This window comes from Nocardioides sp. (assembly GCF_044226765.1).
Lineage (GTDB): Bacteria > Actinomycetota > Actinomycetes > Propionibacteriales > Nocardioidaceae > Nocardioides.
The window spans coordinates 37394-57099 of record NZ_JBGAGJ010000008.1 but is presented as its reverse complement, the minus strand read 5'-3'; the positions used below and the strand labels follow the sequence as shown (position 1 = coordinate 57099).

Sequence of the window (19706 nt, the reverse complement as noted above, 5' to 3'; positions counted from 1 at the left end):
GCGGCCGGCGGGCGTCAGAGGTCGAGCAGCCCCACGTCGAACCGGGCGCGGACGGCGGCGGAGGCCTCGGCGGCGAGCACGATCATCGCCGCGTCCGCGACCCGGCCCGAGGAGATCTCCACCGCGCCGCTGTCGCTCGACTCGCGGTGCGCCATCACCCAGTCGAACAGCAGCCAATCGACGGCGCCCGACGCGGCCATCGGCTCGACGTCCGGCCCGGTGACGGCGGCGGTGACGCGGCCGAGCGCGTCGCGGTGCTCGTCGAGGGACGCCTCCCGGTTCACCCCCGAGCTGTCGTGCAGCAGCATCGCGAGCGTGGCGGGCAGCCGCTGCCCGGACTGGGTCGTCACCACCCACCGGGCGCCCCGCCACGGCTGGTCGCCCAGCACCCACTCGAGGCGCGCGTGCCCGCCGACGACGCCGGGCTCGGGGAGGTCGAGGGTCCCGTCGAACGGCGCTGGCGCCATCATGCCCAGCGCGTCGCGCAGGCGGATGCTCATCAGGGCGGCGGTGCCCAGGATCTGGCCCGCTCGCACGTCCTCGGGCAGGCCGCACGCCCGCTGCGCGACGGCGTACTCGTGGCAGAGCCGGTCGACCGCGCGGTACGCCGCCGCCAGCTCGTCGTGCTCCCCGCGCGCCGGTCCGCGGCCACCGCCCAGCACCTCGCCGTAGCGGCCGGCGACATCGATGAGGACGTCGTCGAGCGCCTCGAGGTGCGTGGGCAGCCACCGGTCCGGCTCGGCCCCCGGCAGCGCGAGCACGTCGACCAGGCGCAGCGGCTCGCCGTCGGGCGAGCACCAGCGGAAGCCGACCCGGTCGTCGGCGGCGTCGATGCGCGGCAGCATCAGCGCGCGACCGCCAGCGGCGCCGTGAGCCAGGCGTGTCCGGGTGAGCCCGTCGCCCGTGCGCGCGCTCACCCGGATCACCTCGGCGTGCGGGTTGACCTGGCGCAGGTTGGCCTCGAAGAGCCCGAGGTCGAAGTCGAGGTACGGCAGCAGGTCGGTCTTGTTGACGACGACGGCGTCGACGGAGCGGAACATCACCGGGTACTTCAGCGGCTTCTCCTCCCCCTCGGTCACGGCGTAGACCATCGCCGACCCGTGCGCGCCGACGTCGAACTCCGCGGGGCAGACCAGGTTGCCGACGTTCTCGATCAGCAGCAGGTCCAGCGCGGTCAGGTCGAGCCGGGTGAGCGCCCGCGCGACCATCGGCGCGTCGAGGTGGCACTCGCCGCCGAACCCGTCGCCGGTGTTGAGCAGCGCGACCTGGGCGCCCAGGCCGGAGAGCCGGTCCGCGTCGATCGAGGTCTCGATGTCGCCCTCGACCACCCCGGCGCGCACGCCGCGGTCGCGCAGGTGGGCGAGCGTGCTGGCCAGCAGTGTCGTCTTGCCCGCCCCGGGCCCGGACATCAGGTTCACGCAGCGCACGCCGGCGGAGTCGAACGCGGTGCGGTTGGCGAGCGCCGCCGCGTCGTTCTCGTCGAAGATCCGGGTCAGCACCTCCACCCGCTCGACGCCGGTGGCGTAGCCGGAGTGGTCGCCGTGGTCGCCGTGCTCGTGCGGGTGGTCGTGCGGATGCTCGTGGTCGTGCTCGTGCTCGGTGCCGTCGTCGTGGCGGTGGAACCTACCCATGGGTGCCCTCCCTGGACGTGGTGTCGGCAGCGTAGGCGCCGAGGTCGATCGAGGTGACCAGGAACTCCTCGCCCGTGACGACCTCGATGTCGCCCGAGCCGCACGCGGAGCAGGTCAGGACCAGCACGTGCGCGACGGTGGTGTCCGCCCCGCACGCGTGGCAGGCCAGCCGGACCGGCACGTGGTCGATGTCGAGCACCGACCCGGCCAGGGGGCCGCCGTCGGTGACGACGCCCCAGCAGTGCTCGAGGGTCTCCGGCACGACCTGGCGCAGCTGGCCGATGCGCAGGTGCACGGTGACGACCGGCCGGTCCTGGCGGGCCCGGTCGACGATCCCGTGGATGCTGCGGCACAGCGAGAGCTCGTGCATCAGTCGCTCCTCATCGCCCGGTCACCGGCGCAGTGTCTCGGACGGGGACTCGCCGAAGCGGCGGCGGTAGAGCACCGAGAAGCTGCCCAGGTGGGTGAACCCCCACCTCTCGGCCGCCGCGGTCACGGTCATGCCCTCCCCCGGCGCGGCCTCCATCAGCGTGTGCCGCACCCGGTCGAGCCGGCGGTCGCGGATGAACGCGATCGGCGTGGTCTCGAGGTCCTCGCGGAAGCCGGCCTGGATCGACCGGGTGCTCATCCCGGCCGCCGCCGCGAGGTCGGCCATCGTGATCGGCTCGGCCAGGTGCTGCTCGATGTAGTCCATCGACCGTCGCACGGCGGGCCGGCCGGTGCTCCGCGGTCCGGCGTGGAGGCGCTCGGAGTACGTCGAGGGCTGGACGTGCAGCAGGGTGGAGATGATCAGCTCCTCGAGCGAGTCCGCACCGACGCCCTGGTGGATGAGGGACTCCGGCGAGACGATCTCGCTGGAGAGGATCTGCAGCGCCCCGTGCCACCGCACGGCGCCGTCGGCGGTCAGGTCCCCCAGCGGCTCGAACTGCACCGGCTTGTCCAGGCTGCGCCCGAGCATCCGGGTGAGCTGGCGTTCCAGCGCCGCGCGCTCGATCCGCACGATCAGCTGGGGGCTGTCCCGTTCGAGGTCCAGCACGTAGGAGGTCCCCGGGGAGACGACCAGCGCGTGGAACGGCGAGAGGTCCGTGCGGTCGCCACCCACGGTGACGACCCCGCGGCCCGCGGTGGTCATGTGCACCGAGAAGCAGTCGGCTGACCGCGGCACCCGCACGGTGCTGGGGCAGACCAGGTCGAGGTAGGCCAGCGTCACGTCGACCAGGCGCACGGCGTTCATGGTGGCCAGGAACTCGTCGACGCCGTCGGGGTGGGGCTCGATGAGCAGGTCGCCGAGCAGCTGCGAGGCGACCTCGGTGGCCTCGGCGACGTCGGCGGTGCAGGCCACCGGGTGGTCCTGCAGGGCGTTCGGGACGCCTCGTGACCGGATCCGCCGGCGGACCGGGAGGCGGGTGCGGTCGACGTTGATGAAGCCGAGCCGGGACAGCCGGGACGACATGCGGACCCCCTCCTGGCCAGCTCCGAACGGCTCCACTATCCGGCCGTTGCGCGTACGGCGCAACGAACTTGCGCGATCGCGATATCAGGTTCGCGAAGCCGATAGATCCGCCCGGGCCGCCGTCCTAGCGTGCCTGGCAGTCTCGGTCACGGTCAGGAGAAGCGATGACGCTCACCCAGCCCCCCGGTCCCGACGTCGCGGCACCCCCGTCCCTGCCACCCGAGCTGCAGCGGGCGCTCGCCGACCCCCAGGTCGTGGACTCCCTGACGTCCCTGCTCGGGCACGCCGACCTGCTCGCCGTCCTCGTCGAGGGGCTCGACGGGATGCTGCAGCGCAGCGAGGTCCTCGGCGACAACCTGATGGGCAGCATCAGCGACCTGCAGACCACGATCAACGACAACGAGACGCTCGAGAGCACCGGCGCCGACATCGGGAGCCTGCTGGAGTCGGCGCTGCTGCTCGTGTCGGTGATCCCCACCGCCGCGCCGGGCATGGCGCGGGCCGCGAAGTCGGGCGTGGTCGAGAAGCTCTTCGACTCCGACCTGGTCAGCCCGCAGGCCGTCGACCAGATCTCGCTGTTCGCGCGCGGCCTCGTCCGCGGGTCCGAGATCTACGAGACCGACCCTGTCAAGGTCCCAAGTGCCTTTTCTGCGCTGCGACTCCTCAAGGACCCTGACATCAACCGCGCGCTGACCTTCGTCGCCACCATCGCCAAGGAGATCGGCCGCGAGCTGGCCGCTCCGCGCCCCGGCCCGAAGCACGCCCAGCAGTAGACAGGAAAGAGCAGCCATGTCCTCAGTCCTCTGGTTCCAGGCCGGAGCGTGCTCCGGGAACACCATGTCGTTCCTCAACGCCGAGGAGCCGAACGTCGTCGACCTGATCGTCGACTTCGGCCTCGAGGTGCTCTGGCACCCCTCGCTCGGCATGGAGCTCGGCGAGCAGGCGAAGAAGATCTTCACCGACTGCGCGTCCGGCGACCGGCCGCTGGACATCTTCGTGCTCGAGGGGACCGTGATCCGCGGGCCGGACGGCAGCGGCACGATGGACATGTTCGCGGAGCGGCCGATGCTGGAGTGGGTGACCGAGCTCGCGAACGCCGCCAGCATCGTGGTCGCGATCGGCGACTGCGCGTGCTGGGGCGGCATCCCCGCGATGGAGCCCAACCCCAGCGACTCGACCGGCCTGCAGTTCCACAAGCGTGAGCGCGGCGGCTTCCTCGGTCCGGACTGGCGCAGCAAGTCCGGGCTCCCGGTCATCAACATCCCCGGCTGCCCGGCCCACCCCGACTGGATCACCCAGATCCTGGTGGCGCTGGCGACCGGGCGCGCGGGCGACATCGCGCTGGACGACCTGCACCGCCCGCAGACCTTCTTCAAGACCTTCACCCAGACCGGTTGCACCCGGGTGCAGTTCTTCGAGTACAAGCAGTCGACGACCAGCTTCGGCGAGGGCACCCGCACCGGCTGCCTGTTCTACGAGTACGGCTGCCGCGGCCCGATGACGCACTCGCCGTGCAACCGGATCCTCTGGAACCGGCAGAGCAGCAAGACCCGCGCCGGCATGCCGTGCACCGGCTGCACCGAACCCGAGTTCCCGTTCTTCGACCTTGCGCCCGGGACCGTCTTCAAGACCCAGAAGGTCTCGGGGACGATCCCCAAGGAGGTACCCGAGGGCGTCGACCACATCACGTACATGGCCCACGCGGCCGCCGCCAGGATCGCTGCCCCGCAGTGGTCGAAGGAGGACATGTTCGTCGTCTGACGAGCATGTCGGGAAAGGGAACCAGCGACCATGACCACCACTGCGAACCCCGGCGGCGCGACCGAGTCCGTCGACCTGTTCGTCTCGCCGCTCGGCCGCGTCGAGGGTGACCTCGACGTCCGCGTCACGATCGAGGACGGCGTCGTCACCTCCGCCTGGACCGAGGCCGCGATGTTCCGCGGCTTCGAGATCATCCTGCGCGGCAAGGACCCGCAGGCCGGCCTGATCATGACGCCGCGCATCTGCGGCATCTGCGGTGGCAGCCACCTCTACAAGGCCTGCTACGCCCTCGACACCGCCTGGCAGACGCACGTCCCGCAGAACGCCACGCTCATCCGCAACATCGCCCAGGCCTGCGAGACGATCCAGTCGATCCCGCGCTACTTCTACGCCCTCTTCGCGATCGACCTGGTCAACAAGAACTACGCCGACAACCCGCTCTACGACGAGGCCGTGCGCCGCTTCGCGCCGTACGTCGGCACGTCGTACCAGAAGGGCGTGGTGCTCTCCAACAAGCCGGTCGAGGTCTACGCGATCTTCGGCGGCCAGTGGCCGCACAGCTCGTTCATGGTGCCCGGCGGCGTGATGAGCTCCCCGGGCCTGGCCGACGTCACCCGGGCGACCGCGATCCTGAACCACTGGAAGGACAACTGGCTGGAGAAGGAGTGGCTGGGCTGCTCCATCGACCGCTGGCTGGAGATCAAGACCTGGGAGGACATGCAGGCCTGGGTCGAGGAGAACGAGTCGCAGCACGACTCCGACTGCGGGTTCTTCATCCGCTACGCGCTCTCGATCGGCCTGGACAAGTACGGCGCGGGCGTCGGCAACTTCATCGCCCCGGGCACCTACCTCGAGCCGTCGCTCTACGAGAACCCCACCGTCGAGGGCCGTCAGGACGCGCTCATCGGCCGCGGCGGCGTCTACGCGAACGGCCAGTTCCTCGACTACGACCAGCTGCGGGTCTCCGAGGACGTCACCCACTCCTTCTACAAGGGCGACCGTCCGCTGCACCCCTGGGAGGGCGAGACCGACCCGCTGGACCCCCGGACCGCACGCGCGCAGGACAAGTACTCGTGGGCCAAGTCGCCGCGGTACGACGTGCCCGGCGTCGGCCGGATGCCGCTGGAGGCCGGACCGCTCGCCCGCCGGATGGCGGCCGGTGCGCCGGACCCGGCCGCGCACCAGGACAGCGACCCGCTGTTCGTGGACATGATGGCCAAGCTCGGCCCCAGCGTCTTCGTGCGGCAGATGGCCCGTATGCACGAGGGCCCGAAGTACTTCAAGTGGGTCATGGACTGGCTGACCCAGATCGACCTGCACGGGTCCTTCTACACCAAGCCCACCGAGCTCGAGTCGGGCAAGGGCTGGGGTGCGACCGAGGCCGCCCGCGGCGCGCTCCAGGACTGGATCGTCCTGGACAACGGCAAGATCGAGAACTACCAGGTCATCACGCCCACGGCGTGGAACATCGGCCCCCGCGACTCCGAGGGCACCCTCGGCCCGATCGAGGCCGCCCTGGTCGGCACGCCGATCAAGGACATGGAGGACCCGGTCGAGCTCGGCCACGTCGCCCGGTCCTTCGACTCCTGCCTGGTCTGCACGGTCCACGCGTACGACGGCCGGACCGGCCGCGAGCTGAACCAGTTCGTGGTCAACGGGATGGTCTGACGTGCCGCCCGCCCCGTACGAGCTCCTCGACGACGGGTTCGCCCCACCGTCGTGCGAGGTGCTCGTCATCGGGTGCGGCAACATCCTGCGCGGGGACGACGCGGTCGGACCCGTCCTCGTCCGCCACCTCCACGAGCGCGGCGTCCCCGACGGCGCCCGGCTCGTGGACGGCGGGACCGCCGGCATGGACGTCGCGTTCGCGATGCGGGGTGCCGGGCGGGTGGTCATCGTGGACGCGGCCCGCACCGGGAACGAGCCGGGCACGACCTACCGGCTGCCGGCCGAGGCGCTCGCCCAGCTGCCCCCGGTCGACGGGGTCCACACGCACAACTTCCGGTGGGACCACGCGCTCGCGCTCGGCGACTGGCTCCTCGGACCGGACCGCCCGACCGACGTGACCGTCCTGCTCGTCGAGGCAGGCGGCTTCGAGCCCGGTGCACCGCTCACCCCGCCGGTCGAGGCGGCGATGCTCGCGCTGGCCGACCTGGTGGAGACCGAGTTCTGGCCCGTCCGCGAGGAGCCGTGGCGGGTCGACATCACCGCGATGGGCTACCTCCACCTCCCCGCGGCGCTCGCCGCCCAGCACTTCCCGGCCGACGTCTGCGTGGGCCGGGTCTCGAACCTCGACTCCGCCTGGGCGCTCGACCTCCTCCCTCTGCAGTCGCCGGCCAACGGCGGACTGGTCCTCAAGCAGCACGACCCGGCCGGCAACCGGTCGCTGCTGGTCAGCGAGATCCTCGGCTTCGCCTCCGTCGACGGCCGCTTCGAGGCGCACTGGCTCGAGGCCGAGGGCCTGCTGCGCATCCACCTCGAGGAGACGGCCGATGACAGACCTCGACGTGACCACCCAGGTGGTGGCGGAGCAGGGACGGTGGACGGTCTACCTGGTGGTGACCTCGCCGGAGGGCGTGGAGCGACGGCGCCTGGACAGCTGGCCGACCGAGGCGAAGGCCCGCTTGGCGGCCGACGTCGTACGCCGGAGCGCGGCGCGCCGGCGCCCGCCACGGGAGGACCCTGGTGACCGCCCTGACTGACCCACCCTCCCCCGCGCCGGCCGCAGTGGCCGGACCCCAGCCGCTCGGCGCCTTCGGCATGCCGGCCGGCCTGCTGCTCCTCCCCGGCACCGACCCGGCCACCGAGTCCGCCCGCGCCAGCCTGGTCGCCGGCCGGCTGCCGGACCCCTGGCCCGAGCGGCTCTCGGACCTGCGCGTCGTGCACGAGGACCCGGACGACGTCAGCGGGCTGTTCCCCGGCGACGACCCCGTCGACCGCTACAACCGCTGGGTGCTCGACCCGGCGACGGCCGACGCCGCGACAGTGCGCGCGGACCTGCCCGCGGCGTACGCACCCCTGGTCGACGTGGTCGCCTACTCGGTGGGCCTCACCGACGCCGGCGCGCTGCCCACGACCGTCGACGACCAGGTCGCCCCCGAGGTCGCCGCGCTGCTCCTCGCCGCCGGCGCGTCGGCTCGCCTCGAGGCCGGCGACGCCGTCACCGCCTCGGCCCTCCTCGCGGACGCGATCGACGTCGCCGAGACCGGCGCTCCCGCCCTCGCCGCGGTCCTGCGCGGCAACCACGGAGCCCTGCTCCACGAGCACGGTCTCGACCCGGCCCGGGCCGGCGCCGAGCTCGCCCGGGCCACCGCCGACCTGGCGGGCACCGACCTGCGGACCACCCGGGCCGAGCTGCTGCACCTGCGCGGCGTGCGCGAGCATGAGCGGGCCGCGGAGGCGGGTGAGCCGCTCCAGGGCGCGATGGCGCTCTACTACGACGCGCTCCAGCTGGTGACCGAGCGCAGCGCGCCGTACCTGTGGGCGAGCGTCCAGCTCGACCTCGCCGCCGCCCAGCTCGCGTCCCCGATGACCGGGGCCTCCGACCAGCTGCGGCTCGGCGTCGCCGCCCAGGCGCTGCGGGCCTGCCGCCGCGTCTTCGACCCGGAGACCACGCCCGGGCCGTGGTCGACCGCGACGCTGAACCTGGCCAACGCGCTGGTCTACCTCCCGTCCACGCACCAGGGCGACAACCTCGTCGAGGCGGTCGAGCTCTACGAGGAGGTGCTCGCCTCCGGGGTGCGTGATGACGACCCGCTCGGCCGGGCCCGGCTGCTGGCCAACCAGGGCAACACGCTGGCCCACCTGGGCATGTTCGACCAGGCCCGGGCGCGGCTGGTGGAGGCGCGCTTCCTCTTCGAGGAGCACCTCGACCACGACGGGGCGATGGCCGTGCGGTCGGTGCTCGACGAGATCGCGCGGACGCAGGTGGGCGACCCCGACGACGAGCTGCTCGACCTGGCCCGCCAGGCCGAGCAGATGGGCCGGGTGCCGGTCGACGACGGCGCCTTCACCTCCGGGATGGGGGTCCGGGTCGAGCCCGGCACCGGCACCGGCACCGGTGCCGCCCCGCCCGCGGAGGCACAGCGCCGCGCCAAGGTCACCCGGCTGTCCCCGGACGAGCCGCGATGACCACCCTGAGGACGACCCCCGCCGAGTCGTCGCTGGAGGACCTGGCCGCGGCGCTCGACGCGGCCGGGGAGGCCGAGGACCCCCGGGTCGCGGCCCTCGACGAGCTGCACCGCCGGGCGCTGACGATCGTCGTGCGGCGGCTCAGGGACGACCCGCGGGGCAAGGAGCTGCTCTTCGAGCTGGTCGACGAGCCCGAGGTCCACATGGTGCTCGCCATGCACGGCATCGTCCGGCCCGACCCGACCACGCTGACGCGGCGGGTGCTCGACGGCGTGCGGCCGGGGCTGCAGTCGCACGGGGGCGACGTCGAGCTGGACCGGATCGAGAACGGCATCGCGTTCGTCCGGCTGCAGGGTGCCTGCAACGGCTGCTCGATGGCGGCGGTCACCATGCGCGAGGGTGTCGAGAGGGCGCTGCTCGGTGGGGTGCCGGGCCTGCGCGGTGTCGAGGTCGTGCCGAACGATCCGGGCCCGACGCTGATCACCCTCCCCTTGATGACACGGGGCGAGATCGGACCCGGGCCCGGCTGGGTGCGCGTGCTGTCGGTCGACGCCGTGCCGGCGGGCGAGCTGCGGGCGGTGACCGTGCCGGCCCCCGACGGTCGCCCGGTCGAGGCGGTCGTGGTCAACGCGGCGGACCGGCTCACGGCGTACGTGAACCGCTGCGCCCACCAGGCGCTCCGCCTCGACGACGCCCTGGTCGACGCGAGCCAGGGCACGCTGACCTGCCCGTGGCACGGCTTCTGCTACGACACGACGAACGGCGAGTGCCTCACGCTGGCCGGCGCGCAGCTCGAGCAGCTGCCCCTCACGGTCTCCGGCGGTCACGTGTGGCTGCGCCCCGAACCCGGCACCGCCTGATGCGGGTCCAGGTCCTCGCTGCCGGCACCGCGCCCGCCCCGGTCTCCCCGGGACTCGGCGCGGGCCCGGTGCTCGACCCGCCCCCGCCGACGTACGACGGGTGGCGCCCGCGCGCCGTGCTGGGCGCCGACTCGCCGGGCGGGCTCCTGCTGCCCCCGGCTCAGCCCACCGCGGCCTGGATGTACGCCCCGCGGGCGGCCTGGGTCGACGACGACCTGGTCGTCGTCGCGGACACCGGCAACCACCGGGTCCTGGTCTGGCACGGCGTGCCGACCACCGACGGCGTGCCGGCCGACGTCGTGCTCGGCCAGGCCGACGAGCACAGCGAGGGACCCGCCGCCGGCGGCGCCGGTCCCGAGAACGGGATGCACCTCCCCACCGGTGTCCTGGTCGCCGACGGCCGCCTCGTCGTCGCCGACGCGTGGCACCACCGGGTGCTGGTCTGGGACACCCTCCCGGCCCGGACCAGCACCCCGCCCGACCACGTGCTCGGCCAGCCGGACGCCGCGTCGGTCGAGCCGAACGCCGGGGGCGACGCCGGCGCCGACACGTTCTACTGGCCGTTCGGCATCGCCCTGGTCGACGGCCGCTTCCACGTGGCCGACACCGGCAACCGGCGGGTGCTCGTCTGGCGCGACGGCATCCCCGAGCCCGGCCGGCCCGCGGACGTCGTCCTGGGACAGCCGAGCCCGGCCGCCCGCGAGGAGAACCGCGGCGGCCCGGTGGCGGCCGACTCCTTCCGGTGGCCGCACGCGGTCGCCGGCACCGGCGCCGGCGGCATCTGGGTCGCCGACGCCGGCAACCACCGGCTGCTGCGGTGGGACCGGCACCCCGACGCCGACCGGCCCTCGGACGGCGTCCTCGGGCAGCCCGACTTCGCCACCGGCTCGGAGTTCCCCTACGTGCCGCAGGTGGGCCGGCTCCGGTTCCCGTACGCGGTCACGACCTGCGACGGGGCCGTCGCCATCGCCGACACCGCCAACAACCGGGTGCTGGTGCAGCGCGACGGCCTGGAGTCCCTGGACCCGGTCGCGGCGCTGGGCCAGCCGACGCTGGCCGACAACGGCGAGAACCGCTGGACCGGCGTCGCGGCCGACAGCCTGTGCTGGCCCTACGGCCTGCACTGGCACCGGTCCGCCCACGGCACCGACCTGATGGCCGTCGCCGACTCCGGCAACAACCGGGTCGTGCTCTGGGAGCGGTCGTGAGCACCTCGACCCGGCGACGCCTCCGGCACCGGCTGGTGGTCCGCGGCGTCGTCCAGGGCGTCGGCTTCCGGCCGCACGTCGCCGTCCTCGCGACCCGGCTGGGCCTGGACGGCAGCTGCCACAACGACTCCAGCTCGGTCACGATCGAGGTCGAGGGCGCCGCGACGGTGCTGGCCGACTTCGAGCGGCTGCTCGTCGAGCAGGCCCCGCCGCTGGCCCGGATCGACGGCGTCGAGCGCTTCGCGATGCCGCCCACCGGCGACCCCGGCTTCGCGATCCTCCAGAGCGCCGTCGTCGCGGGCAGCCGCACCATGGTGCCGCCGGACACGGCGACCTGCGACGCGTGCCTGAGCGAGCTCCTCGACCCGGCCGACCGGCGCTTCCGGCACCCCTTCATCACCTGCACCCACTGCGGTCCTCGCCTGACGATCACCGTCGACCTGCCCTACGACCGACCGTCGACGACGATGGCGGGCTTCCCGCTCTGCCCCGCCTGCGCGGCGGAGTACGCCGACCCGCTCGACCGCCGCTACCACGCCCAGCCGATCGCGTGCCACGACTGCGGGCCGCGGCTGCGGCTCGCGGCACCGGACGGCGCCACGACCACCGAGGGCACCGAGCCGGTCCTGGCGGCGGCACGGGCGGCCCTGGCCGCGGGACGGGTGGTCGCGGTCAAGGGCATCGGGGGCTACCACCTGGTCTGCGACGCGACCGACCCCGACGCCGTACGCCGGCTGCGGGAGCGCAAGCGGCGACCGCACCAGCCGTTCGCGGTGATGGTGCGCGACGTCGAGGCGGCGCGGACCGTCGTGGAGGTCCCGGACGGCGCGGACGCCGTCCTCACCGGTCCGGACCGCCCGATCGTGCTGCTCCCCCGCCGGGCCGGCCGCCCGCTGGTCGTCGACGAGGTCGCGCCGGGCATCCACGAGCTCGGCGTCCTGCTGCCCTATACGCCGCTGCACCACCTGCTGCTCGCCGCGGGACCCGAGCAGCCGGCCGCGCTGGTGGTCACCTCCGGCAACGTCTCCGGCGACCCGCTGTGCCACCGCGACGACGACGCCTTCGCCCGGCTGGGCGCCATCGCCGACCTCTTCCTCACCCACGACCGCGAGATCGTGGTGCCCTGCGACGACTCGGTCGTGGCCTGGTCCGCCGACGGTCCGGTGCCCGTGCGGCGGTCCCGGGGCCACGCCCCCTCGTCCATCCGGATCGGTGGCGCCTCGGCCATGACCGTCCTCGCCGCGGGTGCGGAGCTGAAGAACACCTTCACGCTGGCGCGCGACGGCCTGGCCTACCCCTCGGCACACCTCGGCGACCTCGGCAGCCTGGAGACCCAGCGGGCCTTCGAGGCGGCGACCGACCAGGCGCTCCGCTTCCACCGCAGCGCCCCCGACCTGGTCGTCGCCGACCGGCACCCCGGCTACGCGTCCCGCGCCTGGGCCGCCCGATTCGCCGACGACCTCGGGGTCCCGCTGCACGAGGTGCAGCACCACCACGCCCACCTGGCCGCGCTGGCCGCCGAGCACGGGCGGCTCGACGAGCCGCTGCTGGGGCTGGTGCTCGACGGCACCGGCTACGGGTGCGACGCGACCGTCTGGGGCGGCGAGCTGCTGCGGCTCGGGGACGGCGGCACCACGGCCGCGCGGCTCGGGCACCTCGGCACCGTCCCGCTGCCCGGCGGTGACCGCGGCGTGCGGAACCCGGTCCGCGTCGCGGCCGCGTTCCTGCTGCACCACGGCCTCGACCCGGCCGGCACCCCGGTCGCCGACGAGCTGACCGACGCGGAGCTCGCGGTCCTCTCCTCGCCCGGGCTCCCGTGGACCGTCACCTCCAGCGCCGGACGGCTCTTCGACGTGGTCAGCTCGCTGCTCGGCGTGCGCCACCGGATCAGCTACGAGGCGCAGGCGGCGATCGAGCTCGAGGCGCTGGCGACCACGACGGCGACGGCGGAGGTGCTGGTGGACGGGCTGGTCACCGACGGCGTGCTGGAGCCCGCGCCACTGGTCGACGCGCTCGCCGACGGGGTGCGCCGGGGACGCGACCGCGCCGTGCTGGCCCGGTCGTTCCACCGCACCCTCGCGGCCGGGCTCGCCGACCTCGTCGAGGTCGCCGACCCCGGTGGCCGCTCCCCCGTCGGACTGACCGGCGGAGTCTTCGTGAATCGCCTGCTGCTCGCGGAGACGAGCGCGAGAATGGCCGAGGCCGGCCGCCGCGTGCTCACCCACCGCGTCGTCCCGGCCAACGACGGTGGGCTCTCCCTCGGGCAGGCCGCCGTCGGCCTCCGTCTCGCGAAAGGGTCCTGATCATGTGCCTCGGAGTCCCCGGACGGATCGTGGAGCGCTGGCAGGCCGACGACGGCGCCCTGCTGGCGCGTGCCGACTTCGCCGGTGAGGAGCGGGTCATCCGGCTCAACTACCTGCCCGACCTCCAGGTCGGCGACCACGTCATCGTGCACGCGGGGTTCGCGCTCACCCGCCTGGACGCCGAGGAGGCAGCGAGGACCGTCGCGCTGATGCGCGAGGTCGGACTGCTCGCCGAGGAGCCGGCGTGACGGCCGTCGCGGGCGACGCCGACCTGGTCGAGGACGTCGACGGCGCGGCGCTCGCGCTCGCCCGGGTGCTGCACGCGGGTGGGACGGTGTGGGCCGTGGGCACCACCTGGCCGGCCGGGCGGTCGGTGGACGGGGAGGACCCGGTGGCCGCCGTACGAGCGGGGAGCGACGCCGGCGACGCCGTGCTGCTGCGCGCCCCCGCCGACGACCCGGTCGCCGCCGACCTGGCCCGGCGTGCCCCCGCCTGGGGCGTGCGTGCCACCTGGGTCGGCAGCGGTCCCCGCCCGGCGGGCGGCACCGCCGACGACGTGCTCTGGTCCGACGACCCGGAAGCCGTCCTCGCGATGCTGGACGAGCGGGCCCACGCCCACCTGCGGCGGCCCGAGCACCTGGCGGTGCCCGTGGAGGTCTGCGTCCCGGTCGACGGGCACTGCGTCACCTGCAGCGACGAGGGCCGGCTCGGCGAGGTCGTCGCCACCCCCACCGACCTGCTGCACCCGGCCCGGGTGCGCACCGCCGCCGGCGTGGAGGACGTCGACGTGACGCTGGTCGGCGAGGTCCGGCCCGGCGACCTCCTCCTCGTGCACGCCGGCTCCGCGCTCACCGTCGTCCCCACCTCGGGAGGAACCCCATGACCACCACCCCGCGCGAGGCGCCTCGCGAGTCGGAAGTCCTCAGCAGGATCGAGAGCTTCCGCCAGCGCCGGCCCCGGCTGCTCGACGAGGTCGTCACGCTGGCGCACGGCGCGGGCGGCAAGTCGTCGGCGGCGCTGATGGACGCGGTGTTCCTCGAGGCGTTCCGCAACCCCGAGCTCGAGCAGCTCGGTGACGGCGCGGTGCTCGACACCCCGGCCGGCGACCGGCTCGCCTTCTCCACCGACTCCTACGTCGTGCAACCGCTGCGCTTCCCCGGCGGCTCCATCGGCCACCTCGCGGTGCACGGCACCATCAACGACCTGACCATGTGCGGCGCCGAGCCGCGCTGGCTCTCCGCGGGCTTCGTCATCGAGGAGGGGCTGGACATCTCGCTGCTCCGCGAGATCGTCGCCGACATGTCCGAGGCGGCCGCCCGCGCCGGCGTCACGATCGTCACCGGTGACACCAAGGTCGTGCCCAAGGGCGCTGCCGACGGCCTCTTCGTCAACACCGCCGGCATCGGCGTGGTCCCGGCCGGACGCCGGCTCGACGCCGCTCTCGTGCAGCCCGGCGACCGGGTCCTGGTGTCCGGCTTCCTGGGCGACCACGGCATGGCGGTGATGGTGGCCCGCGGCGACCTGGCGATCGAGGCCGACATCTCGTCGGACACCGCCGCGCTCAACGGCATCGCTGCCGACCTGCTGGCGGCCGCGCCCGGCACCCGGTGGATGCGCGACGCCACCCGTGGCGGCCTGGCGACCGTCTGCAACGAGCTGGCCCGGTCGGCCGGCGTCGGGATCGTCCTCGAGGAGGACGCGCTCCCGGTCCGGCCCGTCGTGACCGGCGCCTGCGACCTGCTCGGCATCGACCCGATGTACGTCGCCAACGAGGGCTGCTTCGTCGCCGTCGTACCCGCCGCCGAGGTCGACGCCGCCCTCGCCGCGCTGCACGCCCACGAGCTGGGCGGTGACGCCGCCGTCGTCGCGGAGGTCGTGGCCGAGCCGGCTGGGATCGTCGCCGTCCGCACCCCCTTCGGCGGCAGCCGGATCGTCGACATGCTCGTCGGCGACCCGCTGCCGCGGATCTGCTGAGCAGGAGAACGGAGACCACCATGTGCCTGGGGATCCCCGGACAGGTCGTCGAGACCGTCGACGCCGAGAACTACCTCGCCAAGGTCGACGTGTCCGGCGTGCAGCGCACGATCAGCGTCCGGCTGCTGGCCGACCAGGGCCTCGCCGAGGGCGACTGGGTCCTCGTCCACGTCGGCTTCGCGATGGCGAGGATCGACGAGGCCGAGGCCGCGATGACCCTGGACCAGCTGCGCCGGATGGGGCGCGACTACGACGACGAGCTCGAGCAGTTCCGCTCGAGCTCGGTGTGAGGAGGCCTGCGATGAGGTTCGTCGACGAGTTCCGCGACCCGGCTGCCGCGCGCGCCCTGGTCGGCCGCATCACCGAGCTGGCCGGGGACGACCACGTGAAGTTCATGGAGGTGTGCGGAGGGCACACCCACACCATCTACCGGCACGGGCTCGAGCACGTCCTGCCCGAGAGCGTCGAGCTGGTGCACGGCCCGGGCTGCCCGGTCTGCGTGATCCCGATGGGCCGGGTCGACGACGCGATCCACCTCGCCGAGCAGCCGGGCGTGATCTTCACGACCTTCGGCGACATGATGCGGGTGCCCGGCTCGAACGGGAGCCTGCTGCAGGCCAAGGCCCGCGGCGCCGACGTCCGGTTCGTCTACTCCCCGCTGGACGCCCTCAAGGTCGCCGTGGAGAACCCCGACCGGCACGTCGTCTTCTTCGCGGTCGGCTTCGAGACCACCGCGCCCTCCACCGCGGTGACGCTGGTGCGGGCCCGCCAGCTCGGCGTCGAGAACTTCTCGGTGTTCGCCAACCACGTCACGATCGTGCCGCCGATCCGGGCGATCCTGAACTCCCCCGACCTCAGCCTGGACGGCTTCCTCGGGCCCGGGCACGTCTCCACGGTCGTCGGCACCGAGCTCTACGGCTTCGTCGCCGACGAGTACGGCAAGCCGATGGTGGTGGCCGGCTTCGAGCCGCTGGACATCCTGCAGTCCGTGCACATGCTGCTCCTCCAGCGCCACGAGGGGCGCTGCGAGGTCGAGAACCAGTACAGCCGCGTCGTCCGCCCCGAGGGCAACCCGCAGGCGCTCGCGCTGCTGGCCGAGACGATGGAGCCGCGGCCGACCTTCGAGTGGCGCGGCCTGGGCTGGATCGAGGGCAGCGCGCTCAAGGTGCACCGCGACTTCGCGCAGTGGGACGCCGAGGAGCGGTTCGAGATGCCCGGCGTGCGGGTCGCGGACCCCAAGGCCTGCCAGTGCGGCGACGTGCTGCGTGGCGCGATCAAGCCGTGGGAGTGCAAGGTCTTCGGCACCGCGTGCACCCCGGAGACGCCGATCGGCACGTGCATGGTGTCCAGCGAGGGCGCCTGCGCGGCGTACTACAACTTCGGTCGGCTGCACCGGGAGACGGCCGTCCTCGTCGGTCAGCCGGGTGGACTGTCGGGTGGTCTGCAGGGTGGTCAGCAGCGTGCCGGTCAGCCCGGGTGAGCGGCTCTTCGCCCGCTACGCCCACGCCCCCAACGCCCTAGGCTACTGCGGGCCGGCCGCGGCGAGGGCGCTGCAGCAGGTCGCGTGCGGGGGCGGCGAGGACGTCGACGTACGCCGGCTGGCCCGGCAGTTCTCCGGCGCCTGGCCCTACCAGGAGCTGATCGGCGAGCTCGCCGGCGCGGACCCGCTCTCGGAGGTGGTCGGCCGGGCCTACTGGACCGGCAACGAGGTCACCGACGAGGTCGACCGGGACCGGCTCGGCGAGCTGCTGCTCGAGCGGTTCGGGTCGCAGGCCGGCCACTACTGGGACCACCTGACCACGGACCTGCTGGCCGAGCTCACCCCCACGCACACCTTCCACGTGTTGGGGGTCTACCCCTGGAGCCGGCTGCTCCCGACCGGGCTCCCCGAGCCGCTGCACGTCCTGGACTCCTGCCGGATCCGGCCGGCCGAGGTGGTCGAGGTCCGCGGTGACGAGCTGCTCGTGCGCACCGACACCCTCACCTGGGACGGCCGCGAGCTCGGACTCGCCCCGGTGGCGGAGGAGTCCGTGGGCTACCGCACCGACGACGGCGACTTCCTCGCGGGCACGCCGGCGCGCGGTGACCTGGTCGCGCTGCACTGGGGCTTCGCGTGCGACCGGCTCACCGCCGCGGACGCCGCGGCGCTGCGTGCGGGCACCGAGACCCAGCTGCGGTTGACCAACCCCCGGCTGCGCCGCGCCTCGGCCTGAGCGGTCGCCGGTCACGCGTCCGACTTGGCAGTAACCCGCCGCCGGCGCGATGGTGGACCGCGTGCCCGCCACCATGTCGTCGTACTCGATCACCATGCGCCTGCACACGGCGCCCGACCACGGCGTGGTCGGCCACGTCGCCACCGCGATCTCCCAGGCCGGCGGGGTGGTCACCGCGATCGACGTGGCGGAGTCCAGCCACGAGCGCCTGGTCGTCGACGTCACCTGCTCGGCCAGCGACGCGGACCACGCCGGCGACCTGAGCGACGTGGTCGCGGCGTTGGACGGGGTGACGGTGCACCGCGTCAGCGACCGCACCTTCCTGCTGCACATCGGCGGCAAGATCGAGGTCAGCTCGAAGGTCCCGCTGCGCACCCGTGACGACCTGTCGCTGGCCTACACACCCGGGGTCGGCCGGGTCAGCCAGGCGCTCGCCGACGGCCCCGAGGACATCCCGCGGCTGACGGTCAAGGGCAACTCCGTCGCGGTGGTCACCGACGGCTCCGCGGTGCTGGGGCTCGGCAACATCGGGCCCGGCGCGGCGCTGCCGGTGATGGAGGGCAAGGCCGCGCTGTTCAAGCGCTTCGCCGGGATCGACGCGTGGCCGATCTGCCTGGCCTCGCAGGACACCGACGAGATCGTCAAGGCGGTCGAGATGATCGCCCCCGGGTTCGGCGGCATCAACCTCGAGGACATCGCCGCGCCGCGGTGCTTCGAGATCGAGCGCCGGCTGCGCGAGACCCTCGACATCCCGGTCTTCCACGACGACCAGCACGGCACCGCGATCGTCGTCCTCGCCGCGCTCACCAACGCGCTCCGCGTCGTCGGCAAGGAGCTGACGACGGTGCGGGTCGTGGTCTCCGGCGGCGGCGCGGCCGGCACCGCGATCGTGACGCTCCTGCTCGCCGCGGGCGTCACCGACGTCGTGGTCGTCGACCGCGCGGGCGCCCTCTCCGCCGACGACGACTCCCTCTCCCCGGCCCACCGCCAGCTGGCCGCGGCCACCAACCCCCGCCGGGCGCGCGGCGACCTGCACACCGTCCTGGCCGGCGCCGACGTCTTCATCGGCGTGAGCGCCCCCGGGGTGCTCGACCCGCTCTGGATCCAGGACATGGCATCCGACGCGGTCGTCTTCGCGCTGGCGAACCCCGACCCCGAGGTCGACCCCGCGGAGGCCGACAGGTACGCCGCGGTCGTCGCCTCCGGCCGGTCGGACTACCCCAACCAGATCAACAACGTGCTGGCCTTCCCCGGCGTCTTCCGGGGCCTGCTCGACGCCCGGGCCCGCGAGGTGACCACCGAGATGCTGCTGCGGGCCGCCGAGGCGATCGCGCTGGTCGTCAAGGACGACGAGCTGAACCCGAACTTCATCATCCCCACCGTCTTCCACCCCGACGTCCCCCAGGCCGTCGCCGCCGCGATCCGGGGCGCCGAGGGCTGAGCCTCACCAGCCGTCGGGGAACCGCGCCGACCCGGCGACGATCGCGAGCACGACGACCATGGCGACCGCCGCGGCGAGCAGCAGCTCGCGGCCGAGGTGCCGCCCGGCGGGGACGAGCAGGAGGACGAGCCCGACCAGCGCCGCGGCCACCGGCAGCGCGAAGAGCGGTGCGGCCGCGTCGACCAGGTACGCCGCGACGCCCAGCACCGCACCCGTCACCACCCCGCGCCGTACGGCGACCGGCCGGTCGCCCCGGGGCAGCCCGACCAGCGTCACCGCGCCGCCGGTGGCGAGCTGGTCGGGTGCGAGCACCCGCAGCAGGAGCGTCGCGCTCGCGGGGTCGGTGACCACCACGACGTCGCGGAACCGGTCCTCCAGGGCGACCCTCCGCACCAGCTCGTCGAGCCGGTGCCCGCGGTCGACGTCGGGGAACCGCACCGGCGCGAGCAGCGGCTCCGGCCTCGGCCGTCCGCCGAGTGCCCGCACCACGCGCGCGGCCTCGGCCGTCGGCGCCACGAGGACGGCCGGGTCGCGGCCGAGCCCGTCCCGGAGCCGCGTCACCTCGGCCTCCGTGGCCGCCGTGCTCACCACGTGGATGGGCTGACGTCCGGGCACGCGGTGACCTTAGCCGGGGCGTCCTGGCGGGTGCGGTCGCAGGTTCACCACGGTATGCAGGTGAACCCGCACTTCCCATGGCATGCCCGCCGTGGGAAGTGCGGGTTCACCTGCAT

General features: G+C 73.8%; 19 protein-coding genes. 15 read left to right on the top strand and 4 right to left on the bottom strand.

The features are described 5' to 3' along the window. Positions 1-14 precede the first annotated feature (14 nt). The 3 genes from hypB to ACILRH_RS16285 are packed head-to-tail and all read right to left on the bottom strand — an operon-like array spanning position 15 to position 3084. Positions 15-1631, bottom strand: coding sequence for a hydrogenase nickel incorporation protein HypB (gene hypB, locus ACILRH_RS16295; RefSeq protein WP_395695017.1), 1617 nt, complete (start codon positions 1629-1631; stop codon positions 15-17). Next, positions 1624-2001, bottom strand: a complete 378-nt coding sequence (locus ACILRH_RS16290) for a hydrogenase maturation nickel metallochaperone HypA (RefSeq protein ID WP_395695015.1) — start codon at positions 1999-2001, stop codon at positions 1624-1626. Before ACILRH_RS16290 ends, hypB begins: the two co-directional genes overlap by 8 nt. Positions 2002-2022: 21 nt before the next feature. Further along, the gene (locus tag ACILRH_RS16285; protein ID WP_395695014.1) at positions 2023-3084 is read right to left on the bottom strand and encodes an AraC family transcriptional regulator; all 1062 of its coding nucleotides are present in this window, start codon (positions 3082-3084) and stop codon (positions 2023-2025) included. A 164-nt stretch (positions 3085-3248) separates the two neighbouring features. Here ACILRH_RS16285 and ACILRH_RS16280 point away from each other — a divergent pair, with 164 nt between their 5' ends. The 15 genes from ACILRH_RS16280 to ACILRH_RS16210 are packed head-to-tail and all read left to right on the top strand — an operon-like array spanning position 3249 to position 18975. After that, complete coding sequence (locus tag ACILRH_RS16280) at positions 3249-3857, top strand: DUF1641 domain-containing protein (protein WP_395695012.1); 609 nt, start codon at positions 3249-3251, stop codon at positions 3855-3857. A 16-nt stretch (positions 3858-3873) separates the two neighbouring features. Beyond that, the gene (locus tag ACILRH_RS16275; protein ID WP_395695010.1) at positions 3874-4845 is read left to right on the top strand and encodes a hypothetical protein; all 972 of its coding nucleotides are present in this window, start codon (positions 3874-3876) and stop codon (positions 4843-4845) included. A 30-nt stretch (positions 4846-4875) separates the two neighbouring features. Beyond that, a complete protein-coding gene (locus tag ACILRH_RS16270) occupies positions 4876-6513 on the top strand; it encodes a nickel-dependent hydrogenase large subunit (RefSeq protein WP_395695009.1) in 1638 nt (545 codons plus the stop codon). Between the two features lies 1 nt (position 6514). Next, the gene (locus tag ACILRH_RS16265) at positions 6515-7534 is read left to right on the top strand and encodes a hydrogenase maturation protease (RefSeq protein ID WP_395695008.1); all 1020 of its coding nucleotides are present in this window, start codon (positions 6515-6517) and stop codon (positions 7532-7534) included. After that, positions 7531-8976: a hypothetical protein gene (locus ACILRH_RS16260; RefSeq protein WP_395695006.1), complete on the top strand. Its 1446-nt coding sequence runs from the start codon at positions 7531-7533 to the stop codon at positions 8974-8976. Before ACILRH_RS16265 ends, ACILRH_RS16260 begins: the two co-directional genes overlap by 4 nt. Then, the gene (locus ACILRH_RS16255; protein WP_395695004.1) at positions 8973-9836 is read left to right on the top strand and encodes a NifU family protein; all 864 of its coding nucleotides are present in this window, start codon (positions 8973-8975) and stop codon (positions 9834-9836) included. Before ACILRH_RS16260 ends, ACILRH_RS16255 begins: the two co-directional genes overlap by 4 nt. Next, positions 9806-11044: an NHL repeat-containing protein gene (locus ACILRH_RS16250; protein ID WP_395695003.1), complete on the top strand. Its 1239-nt coding sequence runs from the start codon at positions 9806-9808 to the stop codon at positions 11042-11044. Before ACILRH_RS16255 ends, ACILRH_RS16250 begins: the two co-directional genes overlap by 31 nt. Continuing rightward, entirely contained in the window at positions 11041-13347 is a 2307-nt protein-coding gene (gene hypF / locus ACILRH_RS16245) for a carbamoyltransferase HypF (protein ID WP_395695001.1), read from the top strand. Before ACILRH_RS16250 ends, hypF begins: the two co-directional genes overlap by 4 nt. 2 nt (positions 13348-13349) lie before the next feature. Next, the gene (locus ACILRH_RS16240; protein ID WP_395694999.1) at positions 13350-13595 is read left to right on the top strand and encodes a HypC/HybG/HupF family hydrogenase formation chaperone; all 246 of its coding nucleotides are present in this window, start codon (positions 13350-13352) and stop codon (positions 13593-13595) included. After that, on the top strand, positions 13592-14230 hold the full coding sequence (locus ACILRH_RS16235; protein WP_395694997.1) for a hypothetical protein: 639 nt from the start codon (positions 13592-13594) through the stop codon (positions 14228-14230). The genes ACILRH_RS16240 and ACILRH_RS16235 overlap by 4 nt, the downstream gene beginning before the upstream one ends. Beyond that, a complete protein-coding gene (hypE, locus tag ACILRH_RS16230; protein ID WP_395694996.1) occupies positions 14227-15321 on the top strand; it encodes a hydrogenase expression/formation protein HypE in 1095 nt (364 codons plus the stop codon). The genes ACILRH_RS16235 and hypE overlap by 4 nt, the downstream gene beginning before the upstream one ends. A 20-nt stretch (positions 15322-15341) precedes the next feature. Beyond that, a complete protein-coding gene (locus ACILRH_RS16225; RefSeq protein WP_395694994.1) occupies positions 15342-15611 on the top strand; it encodes a HypC/HybG/HupF family hydrogenase formation chaperone in 270 nt (89 codons plus the stop codon). 11 nt (positions 15612-15622) lie between these two features. Next, entirely contained in the window at positions 15623-16801 is a 1179-nt protein-coding gene (hypD, locus tag ACILRH_RS16220; RefSeq protein ID WP_395694993.1) for a hydrogenase formation protein HypD, read from the top strand. After that, positions 16782-17534: a DUF6390 family protein gene (locus tag ACILRH_RS16215; RefSeq protein ID WP_395694991.1), complete on the top strand. Its 753-nt coding sequence runs from the start codon at positions 16782-16784 to the stop codon at positions 17532-17534. Before hypD ends, ACILRH_RS16215 begins: the two co-directional genes overlap by 20 nt. 49 nt (positions 17535-17583) lie before the next feature. Beyond that, positions 17584-18975 carry an NAD-dependent malic enzyme gene (locus tag ACILRH_RS16210; RefSeq protein ID WP_395694989.1) on the top strand — a complete coding sequence of 464 codons (1392 nt, stop codon included), beginning with the start codon at positions 17584-17586 and terminating at the stop codon, positions 18973-18975. 3 nt (positions 18976-18978) lie between these two features. On the opposite strand, the gene ACILRH_RS16205 is transcribed toward ACILRH_RS16210, so the two are convergent. Beyond that, positions 18979-19590, bottom strand: coding sequence for a hypothetical protein (locus ACILRH_RS16205; protein ID WP_395694987.1), 612 nt, complete (start codon positions 19588-19590; stop codon positions 18979-18981). Positions 19591-19706: the final 116 nt, after the last annotated feature.